This is a genomic window from Peribacillus sp. NJ11, from assembly GCF_030348405.1.
Classification (GTDB): Bacteria; Bacillota; Bacilli; order Bacillales; family DSM-1321; genus Peribacillus.
The window spans coordinates 1,376,204-1,401,730 of the sequence record NZ_JAUCFO010000001.1 but is presented as its reverse complement, the minus strand read 5'-3'; the positions used below and the strand labels follow the sequence as shown (position 1 = coordinate 1,401,730).

Sequence of the window (25,527 nt, the reverse complement as noted above, 5' to 3'; positions counted from 1 at the left end):
GTATTCTCCTTCATTTTTTTAAAGTGCCCATTAAGTGGTTAATGCTGCACAATATCATTTTTTCAAAAAAACGATTTCACCATATAGAGAGCCGTAATCCAGATGATGATTGCAGAGATTTTATTTAATATTCCAAGGAATTTGCCTGATGTATCAACCTTTTTCAGCAATCGTCCCGCAAGACATAATCCATGGAACCAGCACCATGACACAACGATGCATGTTCCCGTGAAAATCATTTTATCAGTTCCTGAGTAAACAAGTGAGCTAGAACCGATTACACCTATCGTATCTAAGATTGCATGTGGATTGAGTAATGATACCGATAAAGCAAATACAATTTGTTTTTTAACGGACATTTGCATAGTTTGAGCATCTGACTGTGTATTTGCTTTGGCAGACCAAATCTGAAAACCCATATACAATAGGAATATAACTCCGATTATGATTAACGTAAGACGCAACCAATCATATTGCATGACAATCAACGATACACCTAAAATGGCTAACAGAATGAGTACGGTATCACAAATGGCAGCTGTGATCGTTGCAGGCAATGCTTTTTTTAACGTAGGTTGGATTGCTCCTTGATTAAAAATAAATACATTTTGGACTCCTAATGGCAGTATCAGTCCTAATGCCAATAATAATCCATGAAAAAATGGTCCCATACGAATACCTCCCTCCCCCACATTCAGTATAATGAAAAAAACAAAGGAAATGACCATCCAATTGGTTGGTTTTCAATCCAACCAATTTATAATGAATATAGACCTGAAAGGAGTGATTTTTCGTATGATCATCGAATGGAGACCTAACCGGACATCCAACATATCACTTCACCGACAAATAGTGGATTGGATGAAACAACAAATAACAAGGGGGGAATGGCCCGTTGCGACCAAGCTTCCAGCACAACGGTCATTGGCCGATTCCTTTGGCGTTAACCGAAGTACCATCATTACAGCTATAGATGAGTTGATTGCAGATGGACTTTTGGAAACCAAGGTAGGGTCCGGCACATTCGTTTCGAATAACACATGGAATGTGCTCGTCTCCAGCAAACAGCCCGACTGGAGAAACTATGTCCGGAATGGCCTTCATGAACCTAATTTAAAAACGATTCAGGACATTAATCAGTATGAAACAGACACCACCATCATCAGATTAGGCACGGGCGAACTTTCACCGTCTCTCCTGCCGACAAAAAAAATCGAAAAGACGCTGCATTCCACTTCTTTCGATGCCCACTCATTGGGTTATTCTGAACCCAAGGGCGATAAAAGGCTCCGCCAATGTATAAGTGTTTATTTAGAAACAAAAGGAGTCAAGGCAAGCCCCAGCTCCCTCATGATCGTTTCTGGCGGGCTTCAAGCACTCCAATTGATTTCAGTCGGTTTACTTCAAAAGGGATCAATGATTTTACATGAATCCCCTTCCTATTTAAATTCTGTTCATCCTTTTCAATCTGCGGGCATGAACTTAGTAGGTTTATCAAACCAAGGCCGTGAAAGTATTCCCACACAAATGAAGCGCATCATTGAAAAGAAGAAAGCGTCATTGTTTTATACTGTTCCGACGTTCAACAATCCAACAAATACTACATGGACAAAAGAAGAAAGACTAAACCTCCTATCCATATGCAAAAAAGAACAGATTCCGATTATTGAAGATGACGTATATAGTGACTTGTGGTTTGAAAAGGAACCACCGCTACCTATAAAATCACTTGATGCAGATGGCCTTGTATTGCACATTGGCAGTATGTCCAAAACGTTAAGCCCCGGATTGCGCATCGGATGGGTTGCTGGTCCAATAACTGTGATTGAACGTTTAGCAGATATTAAAATGCAAATGGATTACGGCTCCAGTGCACTTTCCCAATACCTTGTGGCAGAATGGTTGGCAAGTGGTCAATATTCAAAGCATTTAGAGTGGCTAAGGCATGAGTTGATAGTACGTAGAGATTTTACATTATCTCTACTCAATCAATATTTTAAGGGACTGGCAGAATGGAATATACCTCAAGGCGGATTTTATATATGGTTAAAATTATGTAAACCCATCGTGAATCCAAATCTTTTCAAGCAAGCGGTAAAAGAGAACATACTCCTTAATCCGGGGTACATATATGAACCAAATGACACGACACATCTACGGCTTTCATATTCATACGCCTCGGAGGACCAATTAGCTTATGGCATTCAAACCCTTTCAAAGATCATTCGTCAGTTAGTTTGAATTCTTGAATGATCAAAAGCGCCTCATCGTATTGAGACATTAATGGAGCTGCTCGTGGCAGCCCCCATTCATATTGAACTGAACAATTTACATGTACCGGGTAACGAACCTTGTCGAATTACGTTCCACTTTAACGAAAGTGACCTGCTTTCAATGTCCTGCCTAAGAAATGTAAAGAAAGTCACGGAGTGCCTGATTTCCTTTTTACGTTCCATTCTTTCAGTTGGATGATGAAAAAAGAATGGTGATTTCCATGATTGATCATGATATGATCGAGGATTTCGGCAAGCGCCTCCCCCTTATTCTGATGATATTCATCTGAACTTTCCTCAATGGTGATTTTTTCTTGGTGGGGGTCATAATTAATTGATGTTTTAGCACCCTTTTCAAAAAAAGAAAGGGCTACCTCCTGAAATAGCGGAAAATCCTGATAGGGTGAATCTGAGCGGGGCTCTTTTTCAAATGGAGAATTGACGTGCTGAAGTGCATCAAAGAAACTCGGTTTTGTAAGTGATGAGTCGCTTCCTTTTCTTTCAAATTTCACTGTAATTCCACGATTATATACCTTTTTGCTCGAATACTTCTTACGATACATAGATATCCTCCTTTTTTATCAGTTCTTTATACCTAATTCCTTTACCTGTCACTATTTACCTGCTAGATAATGAAAATACTTCCTCACTAATAGATTTCCATATTAGCACGGTGAAAACGCAGCAAACTACTCCAAAATCATCACGAAAGAATTCATACTCCAAATTCATAATCGGAAATCTTTTTACGCAAAAACAGCCCTCTTGGGAAAGAGGGCTGCCTTTCGTTATTTTTTTGCTTTATTGATGTTAAAGGATTTCTTCGATTCATTTCCTGCAAGATCGGTCACCTTAAATTCAAACTTGTTGTTGCCTGATTTAAGCGGCAGTTCCAGATCCTCTATCTTCTTCTTATAGGCACGCATTTTATATGGTTCCTTGAATTCATTATGGAATACTTCGCTTCCGTTCAGGTAAAGGCGGATTTCATCGAAATTATCTTCTACCGTCACATCCACTTTTGGATTTTTCCCTTTGAATCCTACAGTTGCCGGTACGCCTTTAACTTTTATACCTGATTTTGTTGTATCGACCATAATCGTCCGTTTAAAGGAAACCGTGTTATCCCATTTGTCTGTCGCTTTAACCGTAAAGCTTTTGACGCCGTCTTCAAATTTCTTTTCATATGAGAATTCATATTTATTATTCGTTTTGTTATACGTTACAGGGACCGTTTTATTATCTATTTTAAATTCCTTTATTTCCGACGCTTCTTCAATATCTCCTGTTATTTTGATTTTGTTTTTATTGTTCACGCTTAATGCTTCAGGACTTTTTATCTTTACAGCTGGTGCATGATTATCGATTGGAGCTGAATCACTGGCTAATTCAGTTTCAGCCGTTTTTTCATTACCTGCATAGTCAATTGCCACTACTTGAACCTTTTCCCCTCTTACATCAGGTAGGGTGAATTGTTTCGAATTCGCCGGGAGCGGCTCCTCCATGATGGATGCTCCATCGACTTGCACATCGTAATAAGCAAGTCCTGAGCCATTCAAATTATCCTTACCTTGGATGGTTAATACATTGCCTTTTTTAGAAATCTTGACTGTCGGCTTTACCGTATCGATTTTGATAGGCATTTTGAAAGTCTGCCATTTTGCACCCTCGTAATCTATCATCGCTTTGATTTCAAAATGATAGACCCCATCCTTAGCAAGTGCATTATTGATTTTACCGTCCCATTTACGGGCTGGATTAAGTGAGTATGCGGTCCCTTCCCCACCATCATAATAGTCCTTACGCACATTATTCTCTGTGCGAAGTTTCCGGACTGATTTGTTTTCACCATTCAATATATTGTATTCTACCTTTTTCGCATTCCTTAAGAATGATAGGACAGGCACGAAGTCATCCTGCGCTCCATCGCCATTTGGGGAAATCGCAATATTTTTGCCATTAAATGTTTTCCCCGCAGGGTCGTAGCCAAGATAAGTGAAATCTTCACCTTCTGTCGATACTCCACCTGCCATGCCATAGAAAGACTCTTTATCATATTTAGTGCCATCAAGGATTGGGGCCTTGTCCCACTCCCCTTTAAACCCTACATAGGGTACATGCAGTTCCGGATTAGTGTCAGCTGGATCCTTCAATGAAATGAACCCTTCAACAAAATATCCGTTTGGAAAGACCTTGTCAACGTCTACAAGAGTCTGAAGGTCATCGCCAAGTACCTTTGCATCGGTTATGTCCACCTTCACTTCGAATGTAACCGATTTTTTTGCAGGTACGGTAATCTTATTTGTATCTTTATTATTGATTTTAATAGAAGCGTCCTTTATTTCCTGTGCCTCTAACTGGTGCGCGGAATAACCCAGTTGTCCCTGGATTGCATAGTCTGTTTGGATATTTCCTTTTACATCATACTTGACTGCTTTGTTGCTGAAGTTTTCAACCTTTAAAGTAAAGGCGAACTTATTGCCGATCTCCTTCATTGCAACCTTCGCTTCTTTCGTGAACACCTCCGTCACGACAGCAGGTGTGGACAATGCGGATTGCAGCTGCATGACTCCAGCTCCCTGCCTGCGAGGAGAGTAAGGATTCTCCCATGCAAGGGCGTTATTGACGACCCCCTGATCCATTAATGGCTTTGAAGTATTCATCATCAGGTTCTTAGCCAAATTGGCCCGGGCAGATCCATCTAATTTAAAGTCTTTATCCACTCTTTCAAGAACCAGTGCAGAGCCTCCGGATACATGTGGCGCGGCCATCGAAGTACCGCTCATCATTCCATATTCATCGTTGTTCAACGTCGAATAAATTTGTCCGCCTGGAGCAGTGATTTCCGGTTTGAAATCCAGGTTCGGTGCGACTCCCCATGAACTGAATGCGCTCATTTTTCCTGCTTCTGGATTTACAGCTTTTGTTTTATCACCATTAAAAGTAATCTTCACCTTTTCTCCATCAGTTAAGGCCGCCTTCAGCTTTGCACCATCCGATTTCAACATGAACAGCTGAGGAATCGTAATGTTTTGATCTGTAGCCATGGAGATATATCCATCAGCATTATTGTAAATAATGACTCCTGCCGCTCCTGCTGCCTGGGCATTTTGCGTCTTTTCAATAAAAGAAAGTGTGCCGCGCTCGATGAGGGCGAACTTGCCCTTTACATCCACTTTGGAAAGCTCCTCCGACGTCCCAAGACCCGCGGCAACCAAGTCATGCGTCTTTTCTTTTAAAGCATTGGGATGTACGCTCGAAGCCGACATGAACGGCGCTTTTCCTACTTGCCCATTTATATCATAAGTCGCCGCATCCAAATCCATATAGTTATTCTCGACCGAGGCCACTTGTACCGAATCATAAGCAAGTCCAGGTGAACCTGAAACGCCAATATCCGGGTTCGAGGCTGATGGGTTTGCAAATCCATTTCCAAAGTGAGCCGAGTTTCCTGCTGAAATCGACATGAGGATCCCATTATCAACAGCTCTGGATACTGCCTGCTGCTCCGGATCTTCTGCTGATACAAAACCTGCAGTTGAGCCAAGGCTCATATTTAGCACATCCGCCCCAAGGATGATTGCGTCGTCAATTGCCTTAATATATATATCTCCCCATGTTGTCTGCATGGCGGGATCATTCCCGAAGACCTTTAAAGCAAGCAGCTGGGCTTCAGGAGCGACCCCTTTAATGCCGCCATTCGCTTCATCTCCATTGGCACCAGCCGTCCCTGCTACATGCATTCCATGCATGGAGGCCCCTTCACCAAGGTCAAGGATTTCTTCATTTTCATCCATGTAATTATATCCATAAGGTACCTTCGCCGTATAATAGTTGCCTAATAGATGGCTAGATTCCTTCATTCCGCTAATTTCACTTTCAGTCAGTTCTGCCTTATTCTCGTCGTTCAGGACCATATCACGGTGAGATGGGTCGATTCCAGTATCGATAATCCCGACGACCATCCCTTCCCCTTTATATCCATATTCCCTCCAAGCTTCCTGGGCTTGGACAAGTTCTTTACTATAAAGCATCTCGGGTTTTTCTACAGGACGTTCATATTCATTCGCTATATGTACTTCAGCAACTTCAGGCATGGCTTCCACCTTTTTGATTTCACCATATTGAAGTTCACCACTGAACCCATTGACGACTGTGGTAAAACTTTCAAGTTCCTTGAAAGCTATTTTCTTCTCTTTCACCTTATTTTTCAATTTCTTCTGAACAGCTAATTTTTCGGACTTTAATTGTTGTTTCTTATTTTTCGATAGCTGTTTAAAAAGTTTCCCTTCTTTCGAAGCCGTTTCTATTGCCGGGGCATCCTTCATCTCTACGATGACCCTGACCTTCTCGTTGCTTTTGTATTTCTTCCCCAAATCATTTTTCTTCAGTTTTATAATACTTTCCTGATTCTTCTCACCTGCACCGCCCGAACCGGTCGGGGGATCTGGGAGCTTGGCTGCGGAAACGCTTGCAGTAAATACTAATAGAAAGATTGCTAGAATGGACAAGCTACGTTTAATCAATGAACTTTCCTCCTCTAAAATAATGTATTTTTGGAATATTCTTACTTAGTATAAAAATATCACAACTTTTGGGGTGAATTTAAGAGATAATAGTCACTATTTTCCTATTTCAAACTAGGATATTGTTATTATTTTTCATATTTTAATAGATTTACAAGATAGACGACAAAAAGATGGTGATGTTAAAACTAACATCACCTTTTACTTCTAGTTTTTCATTCTAGGATCCAGAGCATCACGCAGGCCATCTCCCATTAGGTTAAAGCCAAGTACCGTAAGCATGATCGCAAGCCCAGGAAAAAGAACCGTCCATGGTGCTTGAATGATGAACGCTCTTGAATCGGCAAGCATTTTTCCCCACTCTGGTGCTGGCGGCTGTGCACCGAGACCGAGAAAGCCAAGTGCTGCACACTCAATTATGGCAGTAGCAATCGCCAAGGTACCCTGGACGATAATCGGTGCAAGGCTATTCGGAAGGACGTGATGAAGGAGAATGCGGCCATCTCCCATTCCAATGGCCTTCGCGGCCGTTACATATTCCTCTTCTTTCACGCTTAAGACCCGTGAACGTAGAAGCCGGCCAAATATCGGGACATTGACGATGGCAATGGCAATAAGTGCATTGCGAAGGGAAGGTCCCAAAACGGCCACGACAGCAATGGCCAGCAAGATACTCGGGAAGGCCAGAATGATGTCAAAGACCCTCGATATGATCGTATCTATCCACCTACCGTAATAACCGGCAATGATTCCTAAAAAAGATCCAACCACGACAGACCCGGCTACAGATAAGAAGCCGATCCCTATTGATATGCGCGAGCCATAAATGACCCTGCTCAAAATATCACGGCCAAATTCATCCGTTCCAAACCAATGTTCCGCAGATGGTGCCAAATGTTTATCACTTAGCTTTTGTCCCTCAAATGAATAGGGTGCTATTAGCGGTGCGAAGACGGCTATTAAGATGAAAAATAAAACAATCCCCAGACCAACAAGGGCTACTTTATTTTTCTTAAAGCTTTTCCATCCTTCCTTCCAGGGAGAGATGACTTTTTCCTCTGCCTCTTTGGGAGGAAGGATTGGCGATGTATTCGTTGCTATTTCAGGCATGAGTTTCCCTCCCTATTTATACTTAATCCTAGGATCGATCGCTGCATACAACAAGTCCACAACTAGATTAATCATGACGAACAGAAAGGCGATGACGAGAATTCCGGACTGTATGACCGGATAGTCCCGAGATAGTATTGCATCATAAATATATGTACCTATACCCGGCCACCCAAAAATGTTTTCCGTTAATATGGCGCCGCCTAAAAGTAATCCTGTCTGGAGGCCGATAACCGTAACCACTGGAATTAAGGCATTCTTAAAGGAATGCTTGTAAACAACCCAAAACATTCTCATTCCCTTGGCACGAGCCGTACGAATGAAATCCGATCTCATAACTTCCAGCATGGACGAACGTGTCATCCTTGCAATAATGGCCATTGGAATGGTCGCAAGCGCAATTCCCGGCAAAATGAGATGTTTGATCACTTCGAAAAACTGATCCACTCTGCCAGCAATGAGTGTATCTATCAAATACAGACCGGTTATGGCCTCAACAGGATCCCTGATATTGTCCCGCCCTGTCGTGGGAAGTAAATCCCATTGTATTGAAATGATGTATTGCTCCATTAATCCCAGCCAGAATATAGGCATGGACAAACCAATTAACGCAATAACCATTGCTACATAATCAAACCATGAGTTTTGGAACCAAGCTGATATTATCCCTGCATTCACACCTATGACTACTGCAATGATCATGGCGATCAATGCCAGCTCTATCGTGGCCATGAGGTATGGCCCAATTTCTTCAGAAACCGGACTATTCGTTTTTAACGATACACCCAGGTCACCCTTTAACAGGCCTGATAAGTAATCCCAAAATTGAATGAACCAAGGTTTATCCAAACCAAGTTCCTTTGTCATTGCAGCGACTGCCTCTTCTGTTGCTTGCTGCCCTAGAATCACCTGTGCTGGATTTCCAGGAATCGCCCGAATCATCATGAATACAATAAATGCCATTCCAAGTAACACTGGAATGAGAGATCCTAAACGTCGTACGGTATAGGAAAACAAAACAATCACCCGCCTTTTAAATAAGGGTCCTTCGAAGCGCCCTCGATCATTTTGAAATGCATTCCATAACAAAACCGGGAAGCATGCAAGATTCCATACTACCCGGTTCGTACGGTTAATTTTCTAGAGAAACATTCACAAGGGATTGAGAACCAGTTGGATGTGGAACAAACCCTTTGACTGTCTTAGATCCGGCTAGCTGTGGTAAAGAGTGGACAAGTGGAACCCATGGAGCTTCATCATGGATGATTTCCTGAGCTTTTCCATATAACTCATTACGCTTGGCTTCATCTGCCGTGGACTGAGCATCAATCAGTAGCTCATGAACTTCATCGTTTGCATAACGGGCATAGTTGTTGGAGCCGATATTATCTTTATCCAATAATGTATAAAGGAAGTTATCCGCATCTCCATTATCGCCTGTCCAGCCCATCATGAAGGATTGAGCTTCACCAGCCTGCACTTTCTCTAAATATGCAGCCCATTCGTACGAAACGATATTAGCTTCGATGCCGACTTGTTTTAGGCTTGCTTGAATGGCTTCAGCCACTTTTTGACCATCTGGCATATATGGGCGCGGTACCGGCATTGCCCAAAGGTCCATTTTAAATCCGTCTTCAAGTCCAGCTTGTTTAAGCAGTTCTTTCGCTTTTTCTACATCGTAATCATAGTCTTCGACTTTGTCATTGTAGCCAGAAACGGATGGCGGCATAGGATTCTTGGCAGGCTCTGCAGTGCCTTCATAAAAATTATCAATGATTTCCTTTTTGTTGATCAAATGCGAGATTGCTTGACGTACTTCTTTCTTGTCGAATGGTGCTTTCTCAACATTGAAAGCAAAGTACCCGACGTTCATGGATGCACGTTCGAATATTTGCAGTTTGTCATCTCCTGTAACCTTACTGATATCACTTGGGTTCAAACCGTCCATCAGGTCGATTTCACCCTTGATTGCAGCATTTAAACGCGCAGAGTTATCTTTAATGACCTTAAACGTGATTCCATCAAGTTTTGGCAGGCCATCTTGCCAATAGTCATCGTTTTTCACCACTTCAATCGTATCGCCAGGTTTCCATGATTTGAATTTGAAAGGACCTGTACCAGATGGATTCTTGGTGAAGCTGTCTCCCTCTTTTTCAAATCCAGTCGGACTGGCTATTGCAAATGTAGGCATGGCAAGGTTTTTCAGGAATGGAGCTTGCGGACGGTTCAAAGTGAATTCCACCGTGCTATCATCGATAGCTTTTACTTCTTTGATCACATGGCCTTCATCACCTTCAAATCCTCCGAACATGGAAGCATAGTAAGCAAACTTACCTTCATCCTTACTTTGCGCCCAGCGTTGAAAGTTTTTTACGACCGCATCTGCATTGAAATCAGTACCATCATGGAACTTGATGCCGGTTTTCAATTTGAATGTGTATGTTTTTGCGTCATCGGACACTTCCCATGATTCTGCAAGACCCTGATTAATTTCCGTATCATCTTCCCCATATTTCACAAGCGTTTCAAAAATCTGCTGTGTGACGATGAATGATTCCCCATCGGTTACGATAGCTGGGTCAAGACCGACCGCATCTCCGCCTTTACCGTAAATCAATACGCCGCCTTTTGCATCACTCGATCCCCCTTTACCATCATCTTTCTCTTTTGATGTAGACGAGGAGCATCCCGCTAGCGCTAGTGAAAGAGCCAGGATACCAGTCAACAATAAAGCTAATGTTTTCTTCATATTCTTCCCCCTTATTTTTGCGAATTTATGTATACGTCGTGTCAATTGTATAAATGACAAGCAACGTAGTGACCAGGTTTATGTTCATGCAGGATTGGCTTTTCCGTTTTGCACTCTACCATGGCTTTCGGACACCTCGTATGGAATGGACAGCCTCCAGGCGGGTTTGATGGGCTTGGAACATCTCCCTGAAGGATTACCCTATCCCCCTTGTATTCCACATCCGGGATCGGTACGGCCGATAATAAAGCCTGGGTATATGGGTGAAGTGGATCTTCATAAAGTCCCTCACTTTCCGTCAATTCAACTATATGTCCAAGATACATCACACCGACACGGTCGGAGATATGCCTTACCACTCCAAGATCATGGGCAATGAATAAGTAGGTCAAATCAAAATCTTCCTGCAAATCCTGCAGGAGATTCAAGACCTGGGCCTGAATCGAAACATCCAGTGCAGATACGGGCTCATCGGCGATGATCAGCTTGGGGTTTACGGCAAGTGCCCTCGCAATGCCAATACGCTGCCGCTGGCCACCACTGAATTGATGCGGATACCTTTTAGCATGGTAACTGCTTAAGCCAACAACCTTAAGGAGTTCCTGTACACGGGCCTTTCGCGTCTTTTTATCTTTAACCCCATGAACGATGAGCGGTTCTTCCAATATTTTTTCAATAGTATGCCTGGGATTGAGGGAAGCGAAGGGGTCCTGGAAGACCATCTGCATTTCACGGCGCATCTTTCTCATTTCACGGGAAGATAAAGCCGTCAGGTCTTTTCCTTCGAAATAAACATTCCCCTCACTCGGCTCAAGCAATCGAAGCAATAATCTTCCCGTTGTCGACTTTCCGCAACCGCTTTCTCCGACAAGGCCTAAAGTTTCCCCTTTATAAATGGAAAAAGACAAACCATCCACTGCCTTGACCTCTCCAATGGTCTTTCCTAGAACCCCTCCTTTAATTGGAAAATGTTTCTTTAGGTTTTCTACCTTAACCAATGTTTGATTCATGCAGGGCAGCTCCTTTCCCATCTTCATACAGCCAGCAACGAACATGCTGGCCCTCATCAAATTTCATAAGAGACGGTGTCTCATTCAAACATTGCTCCATGGCATGGGAGCACCGAGGGGCAAACTGGCAACCGAGGCTGCTTGTCCCAGGTTTTGGAACATTACCCGGTATCGAGTAAAGTCGCTCTTTCTTTATCCGCATATCCGGAATTGATTGAAGTAATCCGACCGTATAAGGATGCTTAGGGTTTTGGAAAATCGTTTGCACATTTCCTTCCTCTATTACCTTGCCGGCATACATGACGATGACACGTTCACACATTTGCGCCACAACGCCAAGATCATGGGTAATCATCATGATTGCCGTATCTGTTTCTTTATTCAAATTCTTCATTAACTCTAGGATTTGTGCCTGGATCGTCACATCCAAAGCCGTTGTCGGTTCATCGGCTATAAGGAGTTTCGGCTCACAGATCATGGCCATTGCTATCATGACCCTTTGTCTCATTCCACCTGAAAGTTGATGCGGATATTCATTAATCAATTCCTCGGCACGACCAAGCCCAACCAGCTTCAACATTTCTACCGCTCTTTGCCGCGCCTGCTTTTTGTTCCATTTTTTATGTATCCGAAGCGTCTCCACCAACTGCTCGCCAATAGTGAACACAGGATTCAAACTTGTCATCGGTTCCTGGAATATCATCGCTATATCATTCCCGCGAATTTTTCTCATTTTCGCTTCAGAGGCATTTGCGATATTCTCTCCTTTAAAAAGGATTTCTCCCTCCACCTTACCAGCAGGTGAAGAAACCAGACCCATGATGGACAAAGAAGTTACGCTTTTTCCGCATCCTGATTCTCCTACAATACCTAAAACTTCACCAGGTTTGACGTGAAAATCGATTGAATTCACGACAGGGATCACCCCATCGTCAGTACGAAAACTGGTTCGCAGCCCACTCACCTTAATAATTGGTTCGTCCATCAAATCACTTCCTATATATAACTTTTTTTCCAATTATATTATTGGGTTTATTATTGCATCAAAATTAAAATATTACAATATATTTTCTAAAAATTCTAATTTGGCAGAATTATTTTTTTATTTTGTTTAAATTCACACATTTTGGCATGAAAAAAAGACTGCTTGTTTGCAGTCATTAAAGGAAGGGAATCAGAAAACTTGATTCCATATGAGGGTAAATCGGAGTTTCCAGCGAGGAAAAAGCTATATTAGCCTTTGGGGAATGAAGGGGTGAAAATGAACTCTATATACTACAGACAAGCTTAACGGAATTTTTCCCGTCATCGAAATATTTTACGCCTTTGTTCAAGTGCTGAAATACGTTGCATTAATTTTTCATTATGTTCATATAAATACTTGTTTTGTTTATCCAATTGAGTAAGTTTCAAATTAATCTGTACTAATTCATGATTCATTATTGGAAGTTTTCACATGGGTCTTCACCACATGATGGATTAAATCACTAATGAGTTCTTCCATCCGCTTTTTCTTTTGTATGGTCTTATAAAGCGAGCTTGCTCCTGCCCAGGCAAGCTTCATATCCTCACACATGATCAACCTCCACATAAGACTATAAACCAATATGTTCAATCTCCTTGGGCTTAACATCATTTTGTTTTGATCCAATGAATTGAACCCTCTCGGCGACCACTTCAGTTACATATACATATTTACCCTCTTGATTTTCGTATCTCCTTGTTTTTATTCTGCCTGTGATGCCGATCATGGCACCTTTTTTACAATACTGAGCAGTATTTTCAGCCGACTTTTTCCATATGATACACTGTACGAAGTCCGCCTCATAGTCACCAACAGTATTACGGAAGTTCCGGTTGACTGCTAATGTGATATTGGAAACAGCCTTGCCGTCGGGTGTGTATCTTAATTCGGGATCCTTCGTAAGCCTGCCGACGAGGGTAACTTGGTTAATCATTTTTTCACTCCTTCCTCTCTAACATGCTTTTATCATACTCTTTCTTCCATCGATTAAAAAATGAAGGAAATGGGCTTATTACACCCTTTTTCTTCTTAAAAAGCCGTTTGAACTGATGCAAAATCATTTTTTGCCGATCAAAATTAGGTAAAAAACGAATAGTTAACAAAATTAAATATTTTGCAAATTTTTATTCTATCCTTCATAATTTAGACAATTGTTGGGTTTTCATTTCATTAAGGGACTGTTTTTTAGTATGATATAATTACCTTTAAAAGGATTAATCGATATGAACCATTCCGGAAGATTAAAATTTACGTTTAAGAGCGGTAATTACCACTCTTCTGGCAAGAAACGGAGGAATTAGATGAAATCATTTAAATTGATCTCGTTGCAAATTGTTACTGAGAATTTAACCTTGATTGATATTGCATTAACAGATGGACTGATTATAAATAAAGAAAACGACGCTAGATCATGGTTACTTGAGGCCTTTGTAGAAGAAAATCATTTCAAGGAGCTTGAATCCTCACTTCCCAATATTGACGGAGAGGTGTATATCCAGGCCGTCATTACCAAAAAGGACAATGAACCGGCCCTGTTTCACACTGTTCTACGCACGATAAGAAAAGTGGGCAACCATTATAGCCTTTTATTCGTTGGTCACATCCAAAAAACGCGGAGCAAATATGCAGAACTCCTTCTAGAAGATTTGGTCCAAAAGGGTCTTGCCGGCGATGAACTAATAAAAGAGTTCAAGCAAAAAATCCGCTCAAAGCCTAAATTGGCAACAAATAAATAAAAATCCTTCCCATAATTCCCATCCCCTAATCGAATGGACATAAAAAAGACTGACTTAGACGAATAAGGATGTAAATCCTCTTCTTAACTAAGCCAGTCTTTCTCATTCTGTGCTAATTACTTATTTTTGTCGTCATTTTTATCATTGTCTTTAATCAAGTCATCGGCATCATTATCGATGTTATCATCAACGTCATTATCGCCGTTATCAAGCACTCCATCATCGTTATCATTCATGTCGTTATCATCTGTACCGTTGTTATCATCTTCAATGATGTTGTTATCTTCTTCTGGTGCGGGATTGTTGTTGTCATCATTATCCGTTCCACATCCAGCAAGGAACATAATAGATAATAAAGATCCCCCAATTAGTGCAAAAATTTTCTTCATCATTTTTGGCAACCTCCCTTCTTTCTTTATCATTAGCTATTTTGCCCGAATGTGAAAATAACTTGCGTCCTATTTTAAATTTAAAAAGAAAATCTGCTAATTGGAATTTAATCATTAAAAAATGCCGGACATAAAAATGTCCGGCATTCAAAGGGAGAATAGAAAGTTCTAAAAACCGCTCTTGCTTTAAAAAAGCAATGCAGTGCTATTTATATACACCGCTTTACGATTCCTTAAACCATTTTTTGAGAAATATAATTAAAATATTCTATTTCCCTTTCACGGAAAATGAATGCACTTCTTATTTGTCACCAAAAGCAAACATGATATCGGCTTCACATGCTGTTTCTCCATCTACCGTTGCCACTGCTTTCCCTTTACCCATTGACCCTCTCATACGCACTATTTCCACTTCCAGACGCAGCTGATCACCTGGTTTAACTTGCTTTTTAAAGCGGCAATTATCAATCCCAGCGAAAAATGCAAGCCGTCCTTTGTATTCTTCTTGTTTCAAAACGGCTACAGCGCCAACTTGCGCTAATGCCTCTACAATTAAAACACCAGGCATTACTGGATAATCGGGGAAATGACCATTAAAGAATTCTTCATTTGCTGAGACATTCTTCAATCCAACCGCTCTTTTCCCTTCATCTATTTCTATGATCCGGTCGACTAATAAGAATGGGTAACGATGCGGGATAATTTCCTTTATTTGTGTGATATCAAGCATACTTGTTCCTCCTATGACTTAAATATTTCAAAAATAACGTAAACTCGCCCCTGTCATGAAGACAGAGGCGCAGTTGCCATGTAATATAAATCCGATAACAACAGCAACTACTGCAAAAAACATGGAACTACGCGCCCTTGTTCACTATATCAATAATATGGGTCCATGTGGATTTTTGGAAAACATCCATAGCATTTCCTCCACCAATCACACTGTATCCTAATAGTGCCCCGGATAATACAGCAATGAAAATCAATCCGATAACAATGAGTAAACGAAGCCAAATAGGCAAAAGACGGACCTTGATTCTACGATTCGGTTTCGTCTCAACTTCCTTTATCTCTTCTTCAATTTGTTGTCTCATTACACGATTTTGTTCCATATTGAATGTGAAAGCTCCTTTTAAGAAAACTCGCCGACTGATTTTAGAAATTCAGCAGCTATGCAAAATGATAGGCACGAATGATTCTGTTATGAATTCATTATAACCGATTTGCTCTAATTCCGCAGGGAGACATTTTATTTACCAGATACCTTAACGGATTCCATTGACTAATCCACTCATTTGATCAGCCATCGTTACTGCCCGGGATTGAAATTGGTAAGAACGCTGAACATTGATTAGATCCGTCATTTCTTTGGAAAGATCGACATTTGAGGACTCCAGAGTGCCTTGACGGACTGCTGCCTGGTTGCGGGAATCCCCTGTTAATTCAGTCATGATATCTTCTTCAGTAACACCCAAGGCATTGAAGTTTTCGGGCAGGCCAAGTAAATTTCCCCCTAGCCGGTCAAGAAATTGTGGTTTCTTTACCGAGACGATGCCTAGCCCAAAACTACTTTCGCCATATTCTTCCGTATCCACTATCAATATGCCATTTTCCGAAATCTTAATGTCTTTAATATTTCCCTCTATGAGGACCGGTTCACCATTTTCATCAAGGACTTTATGTCCCGCAGAGGTAACGAGCATCATTTGATCGGGATCATTGGCATTAGGAGATAAATAAAAGGACCCATCCCTTGTAAGCCTTGTATTGACCCCATTATCGTCCTGAACGCTTACGGTGAAGAATTGGTCCTCCCTAGTGAATGCAGCATCAAGATTACGGTCCGTCGTCTTTAAGGCTCCCTGTGAAAGCACCAATTGAGATTGGCTTATCTTAGCACCTGTTCCCTGGCGAATGCCAGGTGTGGTCAACCTTCCTTTTTCCTTGGTATCACTCGGTTGATTATTGAAACTCTGTGACAATAAGTCATTGAAACTCGTTTGGGTCTTTTTATAGGCAGTCGTGTCCACATTAGCGATATTATTACTTATTTGATCGATTTTACTTTGAAGTTGGTTCAGCGTATTGGTCGCTGTCATCATGGTCCGATTCATGGATTTTCCCCTTACATGTTCAAATTTCCAAAGGCATTTTTCTTCTAATGTTCAATTAAAGCCTGCCAACTTCATTGACCGCTTTATCCAAACTTTTATCATAGGCTTGAAGAACCTTCTGACTCGCTTCAAACGAGCGGTATGCCGACATCATCTCTGTCATCGTTCTCGATTGGTCAACATTGGAGCCTTCAAGAAAGCCTTGCTTAGTAGAAAAACCAATATCTGCAGCCGCGTATGCGTTAGGTAAATCCCCATCATTCACTGCCTTATAAAGGCCTTCCCCATCCTTCATGAGCTGTGATGATGGATCATCTGAATAACCGATGCCCATACGTGCCGTTTGAACATTTCCTTCCAAAATAACACCGTTTTCCGTTACAGTGAACCGATCGCTATCAAGCTGGATCCGTTCATTATTTTCGTTCAATACATAATGACCGGCAGGTGTAGTCAGATAACCTTGCCCATCTAGAGTGAAATTGCCGTTACGCGTATAACGGACGTCGCCCTCACCATCCTGAACAGTAAAAAACACCGACCCTTGCCGGCCGGTTTCTTCAATGATTGGAAGGTTTTCATCAGCCAAGGAAATATCCGTATTAAGCTGGGTTTCCTCCAATGTACCCTGGGTAAATAAAGGATTCGCCTCCTGTACGTAAACGCCCGTACTGAGCCCCCCAACCTGGGATAATTGAGACATACTGAATTTGTTCTCCGTAGGAATCGTTTTACCACCTATATTGCTGATAAGCATTTCCGGAAACGACCTTACACTCGTTTGATCCGCTTTATACCCTGTTGTATTCGCATTGGACATATTGTTTGTGAGCAATTCTGTGCGCCTTTGCTGTGTAAGCATCCCGGAAGCAGCCGTATAAAAACCTCTTAACATCTTCTTCACTCCTCATTCTACATAACTTATCCCGTTCAATTTCCCATATCTATCTTATCGGTCATGAACATCAGTATCTTAAGGAAAAAGAAAAAGCATTAGGCAGAAGAATTTGTCTTTTATCGTAGGCTAGGTCAGATTTAAAGGAATGGTGTTAAATTCTCGACTAAAAGAAGAGGGCCTATTGCTCATCAGTACTAGAACTGCACGCACTTTCTCTATGCCTCATGTTTGTCTGAACCTTAGACCCCTATCTTATAATGCAGATTTCCATCCGCTTTTTAGTTGAATTTGTGCCGTGGCAATTTATCCATATTATCAAGCATGATCCCTGTTCCGATTGCTACACAATCCATTGGGTGCTCGGCAACGAGTACTGGGACCTTAAGTTCTTCAGCAAGGAGTAAATCAATCCCGTGAAGCAATGCTCCACCACCTGTTAAAATGACACCGCGGTCGATGATATCAGCAGAAAGTTCAGGCGGCGTCCGCTCAAGTACGCTTTTTGCAGCTTGTACAATGATGGAAACCTGCTCGCGAAGAGCTTCCTCAATTTCTACCGAATTGACCGAAATGGTTCTAGGTAATCCTGATACCATATCGCGTCCACGAATATCGATGACTTCATTACGTGAACCAGGGAAGACGGTTGCAACCTGTATTTTAATGTTTTCCGCTGTGCGTTCACCAATCAGAAGCTTATACTTCCGCTTGATATAATGTAAAATTTCATTATCGAATTTGTCACCGGCCATTTTAATAGAAGAAGATGTAACGATATCCCCCATTGAAAGAACGGCAATATCCGTTGTACCCCCGCCAATGTCTACGACCATATTGCCGCTTGGTTGAAAAATATCCATGCCGGCACCGATTGCAGCCACTTTTGGTTCTTCTTCAAGGAATACTTTCTTCCCTCCGCTTTTTTCAGCAGCTTCTTTAATCGCCTTTTGTTCGACACTTGTTATGTTGGTCGGGCAGCAGATTAAAATTCTAGGCTTTGAAAGGAATCCTTTCACATTCAATGTATTGATAAAATGCTTAAGCATCGATTCTGTTACATCAAAATCCGCAATGACACCGTCTTTTAAAGGACGAATTGCGATGATGTTTCCTGGAGTACGGCCTACCATTTTACGAGCTTCTTCCCCGACAGCAAGAACACGGTTCGTATTCTTATCAATCGCTACTACCGAAGGCTCATTTAACACAATTCCTTTACCTTTGACATGTATAAGAACATTGGCTGTTCCAAGATCTATCCCAATATCTCTAGCAAACATTTCTTAAATCCTCCTTGAATATCCTCACATATAACCTACTTCTGTCCTAATTGTTTATTTTACCATATTGCATTGACACAAGTAAGTATGAATTATAAATAAACACTAATACAGACTATTATTTCCTATTTTTCCAATATATAAAAAAATTAGATGTCTTAAGCACTATCCCCCTTCTTTTCCCATAAAAAAATCCCGGCATGGAACCGCAATCAAGGTTAAGGAATAGGCTGACACACTTTCATGCCCCCTTATTCATTCCCTGATTTGCTTAATTCACTTCCAATTGCCGGAATGGTATCAAAAATTATTTAACGATTTCTTCTTCTCTTTCAGATCGTTTATATTTTAATTTTGTCGCTTCTCCACCTCTAAGGTGACGGATGGATTTATGATAATCCAATATATCCTTGACTTCGTTAGCCAAATCAGGATTTATTTCTGGCAGCCTCTCAGTTAAATCTTTATGCACTGTGCTTTTAGAGACTCCGAACTCTTTTGCAATGACGCGGACTGTTTTTCTAGTTTCCACGATATACTTTCCTATCTTGATAGTTCTTTCTTTGATGTAATCGTGCACACCACTCGACCTCCCCAAATTGGATGTGAGAAGTGTGAAATGAGATTCGTATTTTTCGAATCGAATACCGCTGCCCTATAAACAATGAAAGATAGAATTATTCACCTATTAGATAATTTGTAATAAACGATTCCTCACCTCAAACACTCTCTTTGCATGGTTTATAACATCTTATTAGCTTGGTTAAGAATATATGCCTAATGGGACAGGCGGTTTGTATTTATTTCTAATTTTCATTTGTTTATTTTCCTTAAAATCAAATTATTTCCCGAGAAATTTGTCGGAAATTCAAATGTTTCAGCATATGGGCCAATATTTCCTCGAAAGAAAAAAAGAAGCCGTTCAAATTGAACGGCTTCTTTTTACCAAATTTTCAGTTGTTGTCATTCGTAACGCTCTAGGTTTTTGTTTTGATTTAATTAAAAATCTTAATCTTAATTAGATTGATTTAACGAATCTTTTAAGGAATCGCTTTCCTCAGTTGCATCTTCACCTGGGACAGAGCCTTCCTCATCAGTGCCACTCTCTAAATCAGTGCTCTCGTCAGTTTCGTCAACGGCAGGCGTTTCATCCGTGCCAGTTTCAGATTCTTCGACTGCAGGTGTTTCTTCTTTATTAGTTTCAGATCCTTCGACTGCAGGTGTTTCTTCTTTATCAGTTGAATCGTTAAGTTCGCTGCCTTCTGCTTCAGTTGCCGATTGAATGGCAGAAGCTTGTTTATTAACAAAATCAAGTGGATTTAACGCAATGTTATCTTTTCTGATTTCGAAGTGGACATGCACGCCAGCTTCTTCGTTGATTTGGCTTTTTCCAGCTGTAGCAATTGCTTGTCCTTGTTTCACTTTGTCACCGACTGCAACCTTAATGTCTTTAACAGATTGATAACGAGTGACGACACCATCTTCATGCTCTACTTCAACTAAATTTCCAAGTAACGCGTCGTCTTGAACTTTCGTTACATTTCCACTTAAGGAAGCTTTTACATCGAAAGATTTTCCATCTTCCATTGCAATGTCTATACCTTTGTTTTGCTCATATCTATTGTTGTAGAAAACCAATGCTTCTTCTTGTGCCTTTTCATCCGCATTCACATCATAAAACTGTTTCTTGATAACCGATTTGTCTGCATCGGCTACAGGCATCTTGATTGTCTCAAGATTACTATTAACCTCGACAGAAGGCTGACCATAGTTTTTTCCTGTTTCAGCTGATTCCTCTTTGCCATCTTTAGCTGAATCATCAAAACTATTTTGTAATAAGAAGGCCGCGGCTAAGATTATGGCTGCACTTGCGATATAGATTGCTGATAATGCCCAACGTTGTTTTAGTATACGTCGGATTGTGGAAGTTGGTTTCTTTTCTTCCTCTCTCATATTAATCACCTCAGCAATCATTCTGAACATTTTGTTAAGATTATATACATTCAGGAAAAAATTTTTTTAGATTTATTTTGCGGAAATGAAACCGATTTTATTCGTAGAATGGTAAAATGTTTGGTATCTTACTGTTGAAGGATGTTTAATTCATGAAAAAAGCCTTTAAACTTGTGTTAACGTTATTGCCTTTTCTATATATGATTGCCATTTGGATAATGTCGAGCAACCCCGATGATATGATTCTTGATCTTCCCTCATCCTCAATTGACCGCTTTATCAAAGAGGCACTTCATCTGGTCGAATTTGCCCTTTTGTATATATTATTGGTTTCGGCCCTTGCTGCAAACCAAAAACTGAAACCTGGTTTAAGCCTGTTGGCGGCCCTTGTAGCTTGCCTTTACGGAGTTATTGATGAATACCACCAATCATTCATCCCATACCGCACCGCTACCTTAATAGATGTAATTAAAGATATCATTGGAGTGGCCGCAGTCTATTTTCATGTCCAATATCATTATTTCAAGCGTGAACGCGGCTTTTTGACCATTATAGAAAAATTAAGCGCAAAAAAATGAGAGATGGGAATTCCCATCTCTCATTTTTTTGCCGTCATCGTATTCAGCCACTTACTTGAAGACTGAACTTTGACGCCTTTATAATAATATTTTACGATGTCTTCATAGGTTTTTCCTTCCCTGGCCATCCCATTGGCACCGTATTGACTCATTCCAACTCCGTGTCCAGAACCTTTTGTCGTGATGACAATCTGGTTGCCTTGACGCTCCCAGTTAAAATCGGATGATGTCAGCCCAAGCTTTTCACGAATCTGTTTTCCTGTCATTTTCTTTCCTCCGATTTCCACCACACCAACACGATTACCTGATGTTCTTTCAATGACGGTTCCTATTGATGTTCCAGATGAAAGGCTTACACCCAGTTTGTTTTCAAAATCTGCAGTATTCACTACAACTTTATTATAAAACTTTGGTGATTCTTCTTTATCCCATGGGCTGGATACACTTTTTAAATAGGGAAAATCAGCTTGCCAATAGTCCTCGGAATTCTCCGTGTAGCCATTGCTGGTCGAAAAAAATGTGGCAGTAATCGGTTTTCCTTCATAGGTTAGGATTTGACCCGCTGTTTCTTTTATAGCTTTGTCAATTTTCTTCATCTTCGATTTATAATCAGAGCCCCACTGTTTCTTCAGCTCATCATTATTCTTATAAACTTGGTGCATGACCGTATCGCTTACATCGGCACCATCCGGCAGGCCCAATCGACTTTCGCTTATGAGCTGATTGACGATATAAGTTCTCGCTGTCAATGCTTGTGCCTTCAGCGCCTCTTCCTCAAAATCTGCTGGCATCTCAGCTGCAACCACACCAGTCAAATACGATTCAATCGGCAGTTTTTCAATCTTTTTTGCAGAGGTACGGTAAACGGCAACTTCAACGGAACTCATTTCATTTGCACTTACCTCTTTCCCCTCATTCTTCACTTTCTTATCTAATTGTTCGGCTAACTCCCCACTTGTCTTATCATTTGAAAATGGAAGCACAAGCACTGCTGGAATCATGATAATTGCGAATGCTACTGCTATGAATAGTACGATCATCGGTTTGATTGCTTTCAAATTCCTGAGCCTCCCTACACTTGTTTTCTCTGCCGTATAATCTTTATCCAGCAGGGTCTTTACATAACAAATGTATGTCGAAGGACAAGCTTTTATGAATAGAAAAACGATAACTATTTAACCGGCGGCGATGAATGCTGGAACAAAACAAAAAAAAACCATTCACGTTTCAATGTATCGAACGTGAATGGTTTTATAAGCTATCTTATGCGTTTAAATCTGCAATTTTTTTTGTTTCTGCAGGTACATCTTCGTTAATACGTTCCACATCAGCACCTAGAGATGCCAATTTACCATGGAAGTTAACGTATCCTCTGTCAAGATGCTTTAATTCTGTAACGCGAGTAATGCCATCTGCAACCAATCCAGTCAGGATGAGCGCTGCCGCGGCACGTAAATCTGTTGCAGCTACTTCAGCACCTTGAATGTTAGTTGGTCCATTAACGATAACAGAACGACCTTCTATTTTAATATTGGCATTCATGCGACGGAATTCCTCAACATGCATGAAACGGTTTTCGAAAACGGTCTCCGTAATCATACTTGTTCCTTCAGCACGCAATAATAATGCCATCATTTGCGATTGCATATCAGTCGGGAAACCAGGATGTGGCATTGTTTTGATATCAATGGCCTTCAAGGTTTTTGGACCGATAACGCGTAATCCATCTTCTTCTTCAAGAATTTTAACGCCCATTTCCTCCATTTTAGCAATAAGGGAAGTAAGGTGTTCAGGTACAGCTCCTTGAACAAGAACATTGCCGCCAGTAAGAGCAGCCGCTGTCATAAATGTACCAGCTTCGATACGGTCAGGTATAATCGCATGTTCAGTGCCATATAATTTATCGACACCTTCGATTCTCATCGTACCAGTACCAGCACCTCTGACTTTGGCACCCATTTTATTAAGGAAATTCGCAAGATCTACAATTTCAGGCTCTTTGGCCACATTTTCAAGAACAGTTATACCTTCAGCAAGTGTTGCTGCCATCATGATGTTTTCAGTGGCACCCACACTCGGGAAGTCAAGATACACTCTTGCACCCTTAAGTCTTCCTTCTACCTCGGCATCAATGAAACCATTGCCGACCTTCACTTTTGCTCCCATCGCTTCAAAACCCTTTAAATGCTGGTCGATAGGACGTGATCCGATGGCACAGCCACCAGGAAGAGCAACGCGGGCCCGGCCATTCCTTGCTAGTAATGAGCCCATTACTAAAACGGAAGCTCTCATTTTTCGTACATATTCAAATGGTGCTTCTTCTAATAACTCTCTTGATGCATCTACAGTTACTTGATTGTCATGAAAGGCAACATCTGCATTTAAGTTGCGCAATACTTCATTGATTGTATATACATCGGAGAGCGTAGGAACATCTTTAATGATACTTTTCCCATCACTTGCTAATAATGTTGCAGCGATAACTGGCAAAACGGCGTTTTTAGCACCTTCTACTTTAACTGTCCCGCTAAGCCTTTTTCCGCCGCGGACGATGATTTTTTCCAAAAGTATTCCCCTCCGCGTCCATTTTCTCTATATTAATATTCAAACGTTATGATTGGTGTGCCAACTACAAAGTTCGTTCGGTCACCCAATCCTTCTGTCCGTAGCCCAAACTGCAAATTTAATTTCTCTTTTGTCAAAGGTTGTTTAAACAATGTTGAATGTGCAGATATTGATGTAAAGTTCGTTTCATGCACACTCTCAATTTCCCTTGCTTGGAACATATCTAACAGGTCTTCAGTTTTAGAGTTTAAAACCGAATCCATATTATCATTGATAGACCCTTTAATACAAGAAAAAATTGAAGGAGTCCCTATAAATAGGTCATTCACCCTGTTCTGGAATGTAGTCGTAAAAAATGCCGAATTAGCTTTTCTCCACTTTTTTCCCTTCACTTCGTAAATAACATAGGTAACTTTATCAAATTTCTCTTCCGTTGTCATTATTTTGATAGACTCGGTTAGACCTGAATCGACATTGTAAGTTAACGCCTCAGCCTTCCAGCCGGAAGCATCATCTTTCCGGTGCCATTGAAATTGAGGGTATTTTCGTTTTAAAGCCGCAACTTCGCTTTCAAACTCTCGTTTAGTTGTAATCTCTTTTTTTATTTCTCTAGTGAGTACAGACCAATCTTCTATGCCTAAATCCTTATCCTTTTGTAACAGTCCCACCAATTTAACTATATCTGGTTTACTTTCTGCCACAATCGTACTATTCCCAATTAAAATCACCATCAAACCAAGAAATACTATGTATGTTAACATTTTTTTATTTAAAATATACATGTTAAATCCCTCCCCTTTTACACATTCTTTCCATAAGGAGAGAGATCATACTTCGAGTTTTCCGACAATTGGTGACACATTCCGCCTTAAAATGGCAGTAAGCATGGCGAATACAAGAGTAGAATCATATTTTGCTATAAGAAAAGTCTTACAGCTTATCAGTCATCACTAAACATATACGGGAGTTGGTTTGCAAATCCCAGGTAGTCAAGGAAGAAGTTACTAACAACTGAACCTATGGCAACCGTTAATAAAATGTATAAAACCCTGGCCTTGATGACCGAATTGGATCTTAAGATTTTATCGAAATGTAATGCCTGTAAAGCCCACCAGGTAACTGCTATGAAAAACAAATGTGCAATTATTCCTGTTAAAGCCTGCTGTCCCATTGCTGAAAACATGTACATACCTCCTAAATGACACCCGAACTCTATTCTAACACAAAACCCCTTCGTATTTGGAATATAAAAGGAAGAATTGCAAAATATCTTTTTAAAACTGTAAATAGAGGCTTGATCCAATGGAACAAGCCTCTAATAC

25 protein-coding genes are annotated in these 25,527 nt (G+C 40.8%); 3 read left to right on the top strand and 22 right to left on the bottom strand.

All coding sequences use genetic code 11. The annotated features are described in order from the left end of the window. Positions 1-62 precede the first annotated feature (62 nt). Positions 63-671 (bottom strand): LysE/ArgO family amino acid transporter, encoded by a 609-nt coding sequence (locus QUF86_RS06900; RefSeq protein ID WP_289327026.1) that lies wholly within the window; start codon positions 669-671, stop codon positions 63-65. Positions 672-795: 124 nt separating this feature from the next. Between QUF86_RS06900 and QUF86_RS06895 the strand changes: the two genes are divergently transcribed. Then, a complete protein-coding gene (locus QUF86_RS06895) occupies positions 796-2,241 on the top strand; it encodes an aminotransferase-like domain-containing protein (protein ID WP_289333882.1) in 1,446 nt (481 codons plus the stop codon). Between the two features lie 181 nt (positions 2,242-2,422). On the opposite strand, the gene QUF86_RS06890 is transcribed toward QUF86_RS06895, so the two are convergent. From QUF86_RS06890 to ssb, 9 genes are all read right to left on the bottom strand, one after another. Then, a complete protein-coding gene (locus QUF86_RS06890) occupies positions 2,423-2,836 on the bottom strand; it encodes a hypothetical protein (RefSeq protein ID WP_289314339.1) in 414 nt (137 codons plus the stop codon). Between the two features lie 225 nt (positions 2,837-3,061). After that, positions 3,062-6,799, bottom strand: coding sequence for a S8 family serine peptidase (locus QUF86_RS06885; protein ID WP_289333881.1), 3,738 nt, complete (start codon positions 6,797-6,799; stop codon positions 3,062-3,064). 207 nt (positions 6,800-7,006) lie between these two features. Further along, positions 7,007-7,909, bottom strand: coding sequence for an ABC transporter permease (locus QUF86_RS06880; protein WP_289314337.1), 903 nt, complete (start codon positions 7,907-7,909; stop codon positions 7,007-7,009). Between the two features lie 12 nt (positions 7,910-7,921). Then, entirely contained in the window at positions 7,922-8,926 is a 1,005-nt protein-coding gene (locus tag QUF86_RS06875) for an ABC transporter permease (RefSeq protein WP_289327409.1), read from the bottom strand. Between the two features lie 115 nt (positions 8,927-9,041). Further along, a complete protein-coding gene (locus QUF86_RS06870; RefSeq protein ID WP_289333880.1) occupies positions 9,042-10,658 on the bottom strand; it encodes an ABC transporter substrate-binding protein in 1,617 nt (538 codons plus the stop codon). A 41-nt stretch (positions 10,659-10,699) separates the two neighbouring features. Continuing rightward, positions 10,700-11,668: an ABC transporter ATP-binding protein gene (locus QUF86_RS06865; protein WP_289314335.1), complete on the bottom strand. Its 969-nt coding sequence runs from the start codon at positions 11,666-11,668 to the stop codon at positions 10,700-10,702. Beyond that, entirely contained in the window at positions 11,649-12,653 is a 1,005-nt protein-coding gene (locus QUF86_RS06860) for an ABC transporter ATP-binding protein (RefSeq protein WP_289314334.1), read from the bottom strand. The genes QUF86_RS06865 and QUF86_RS06860 overlap by 20 nt, the downstream gene beginning before the upstream one ends. Before the next feature lie 444 nt (positions 12,654-13,097). After that, positions 13,098-13,244 carry a hypothetical protein gene (locus tag QUF86_RS06855; RefSeq protein ID WP_289333879.1) on the bottom strand — a complete coding sequence of 49 codons (147 nt, stop codon included), beginning with the start codon at positions 13,242-13,244 and terminating at the stop codon, positions 13,098-13,100. A gap of 19 nt (positions 13,245-13,263) precedes the next feature. Further along, complete coding sequence (ssb, locus tag QUF86_RS06850) at positions 13,264-13,626, bottom strand: single-stranded DNA-binding protein (protein WP_289314332.1); 363 nt, start codon at positions 13,624-13,626, stop codon at positions 13,264-13,266. Positions 13,627-13,993: 367 nt separating this feature from the next. Between ssb and QUF86_RS06845 the strand changes: the two genes are divergently transcribed. Further along, entirely contained in the window at positions 13,994-14,428 is a 435-nt protein-coding gene (locus QUF86_RS06845) for a YwpF family protein (protein WP_289314331.1), read from the top strand. Between the two features lie 116 nt (positions 14,429-14,544). Here QUF86_RS06845 and QUF86_RS06840 read toward each other — a convergent pair whose 3' ends face one another. The 8 genes from QUF86_RS06840 to spoIIQ form a co-directional block, all read right to left on the bottom strand. Further along, positions 14,545-14,820, bottom strand: coding sequence for a hypothetical protein (locus QUF86_RS06840; protein ID WP_289314330.1), 276 nt, complete (start codon positions 14,818-14,820; stop codon positions 14,545-14,547). 298 nt (positions 14,821-15,118) lie between these two features. Further along, positions 15,119-15,547, bottom strand: a complete 429-nt coding sequence (gene fabZ / locus QUF86_RS06835) for a 3-hydroxyacyl-ACP dehydratase FabZ (protein ID WP_034315755.1) — start codon at positions 15,545-15,547, stop codon at positions 15,119-15,121. Between the two features lie 127 nt (positions 15,548-15,674). Then, the gene (locus QUF86_RS06830; protein WP_063235663.1) at positions 15,675-15,929 is read right to left on the bottom strand and encodes a DNA-directed RNA polymerase subunit beta; all 255 of its coding nucleotides are present in this window, start codon (positions 15,927-15,929) and stop codon (positions 15,675-15,677) included. A gap of 153 nt (positions 15,930-16,082) precedes the next feature. Continuing rightward, complete coding sequence (locus QUF86_RS06825) at positions 16,083-16,931, bottom strand: flagellar hook-basal body protein (protein WP_289333878.1); 849 nt, start codon at positions 16,929-16,931, stop codon at positions 16,083-16,085. Positions 16,932-16,986: 55 nt separating this feature from the next. Beyond that, positions 16,987-17,826, bottom strand: a complete 840-nt coding sequence (locus QUF86_RS06820; RefSeq protein ID WP_289333877.1) for a flagellar hook-basal body protein — start codon at positions 17,824-17,826, stop codon at positions 16,987-16,989. A gap of 281 nt (positions 17,827-18,107) precedes the next feature. Continuing rightward, positions 18,108-19,109 carry a rod shape-determining protein gene (mreB, locus tag QUF86_RS06815; RefSeq protein ID WP_289314327.1) on the bottom strand — a complete coding sequence of 334 codons (1,002 nt, stop codon included), beginning with the start codon at positions 19,107-19,109 and terminating at the stop codon, positions 18,108-18,110. Positions 19,110-19,416: 307 nt separating this feature from the next. Beyond that, a complete protein-coding gene (spoIIID, locus tag QUF86_RS06810) occupies positions 19,417-19,689 on the bottom strand; it encodes a sporulation transcriptional regulator SpoIIID (RefSeq protein WP_034315767.1) in 273 nt (90 codons plus the stop codon). A gap of 434 nt (positions 19,690-20,123) precedes the next feature. Then, positions 20,124-21,062: a stage II sporulation protein SpoIIQ gene (gene spoIIQ, locus QUF86_RS06805; RefSeq protein ID WP_289333876.1), complete on the bottom strand. Its 939-nt coding sequence runs from the start codon at positions 21,060-21,062 to the stop codon at positions 20,124-20,126. Between the two features lie 152 nt (positions 21,063-21,214). Between spoIIQ and QUF86_RS06800 the strand changes: the two genes are divergently transcribed. Further along, positions 21,215-21,640 (top strand): VanZ family protein, encoded by a 426-nt coding sequence (locus QUF86_RS06800; protein ID WP_289314325.1) that lies wholly within the window; start codon positions 21,215-21,217, stop codon positions 21,638-21,640. Between the two features lie 20 nt (positions 21,641-21,660). Here the strand turns inward: QUF86_RS06800 and spoIID are convergent, their stop codons facing one another. From spoIID to QUF86_RS06780, 4 genes are all read right to left on the bottom strand, one after another. Further along, positions 21,661-22,698 (bottom strand): stage II sporulation protein D, encoded by a 1,038-nt coding sequence (spoIID, locus tag QUF86_RS06795; protein WP_289314324.1) that lies wholly within the window; start codon positions 22,696-22,698, stop codon positions 21,661-21,663. A 205-nt stretch (positions 22,699-22,903) separates the two neighbouring features. Further along, positions 22,904-24,205 (bottom strand): UDP-N-acetylglucosamine 1-carboxyvinyltransferase, encoded by a 1,302-nt coding sequence (gene murA / locus QUF86_RS06790; RefSeq protein ID WP_125159867.1) that lies wholly within the window; start codon positions 24,203-24,205, stop codon positions 22,904-22,906. A 32-nt stretch (positions 24,206-24,237) separates the two neighbouring features. Then, on the bottom strand, positions 24,238-24,987 hold the full coding sequence (locus QUF86_RS06785; RefSeq protein WP_289333875.1) for a YwmB family TATA-box binding protein: 750 nt from the start codon (positions 24,985-24,987) through the stop codon (positions 24,238-24,240). A 158-nt stretch (positions 24,988-25,145) separates the two neighbouring features. Next, positions 25,146-25,388, bottom strand: coding sequence for a DUF1146 family protein (locus QUF86_RS06780; protein ID WP_061465671.1), 243 nt, complete (start codon positions 25,386-25,388; stop codon positions 25,146-25,148). Between the last annotated feature and the right edge of the window lie 139 nt (positions 25,389-25,527).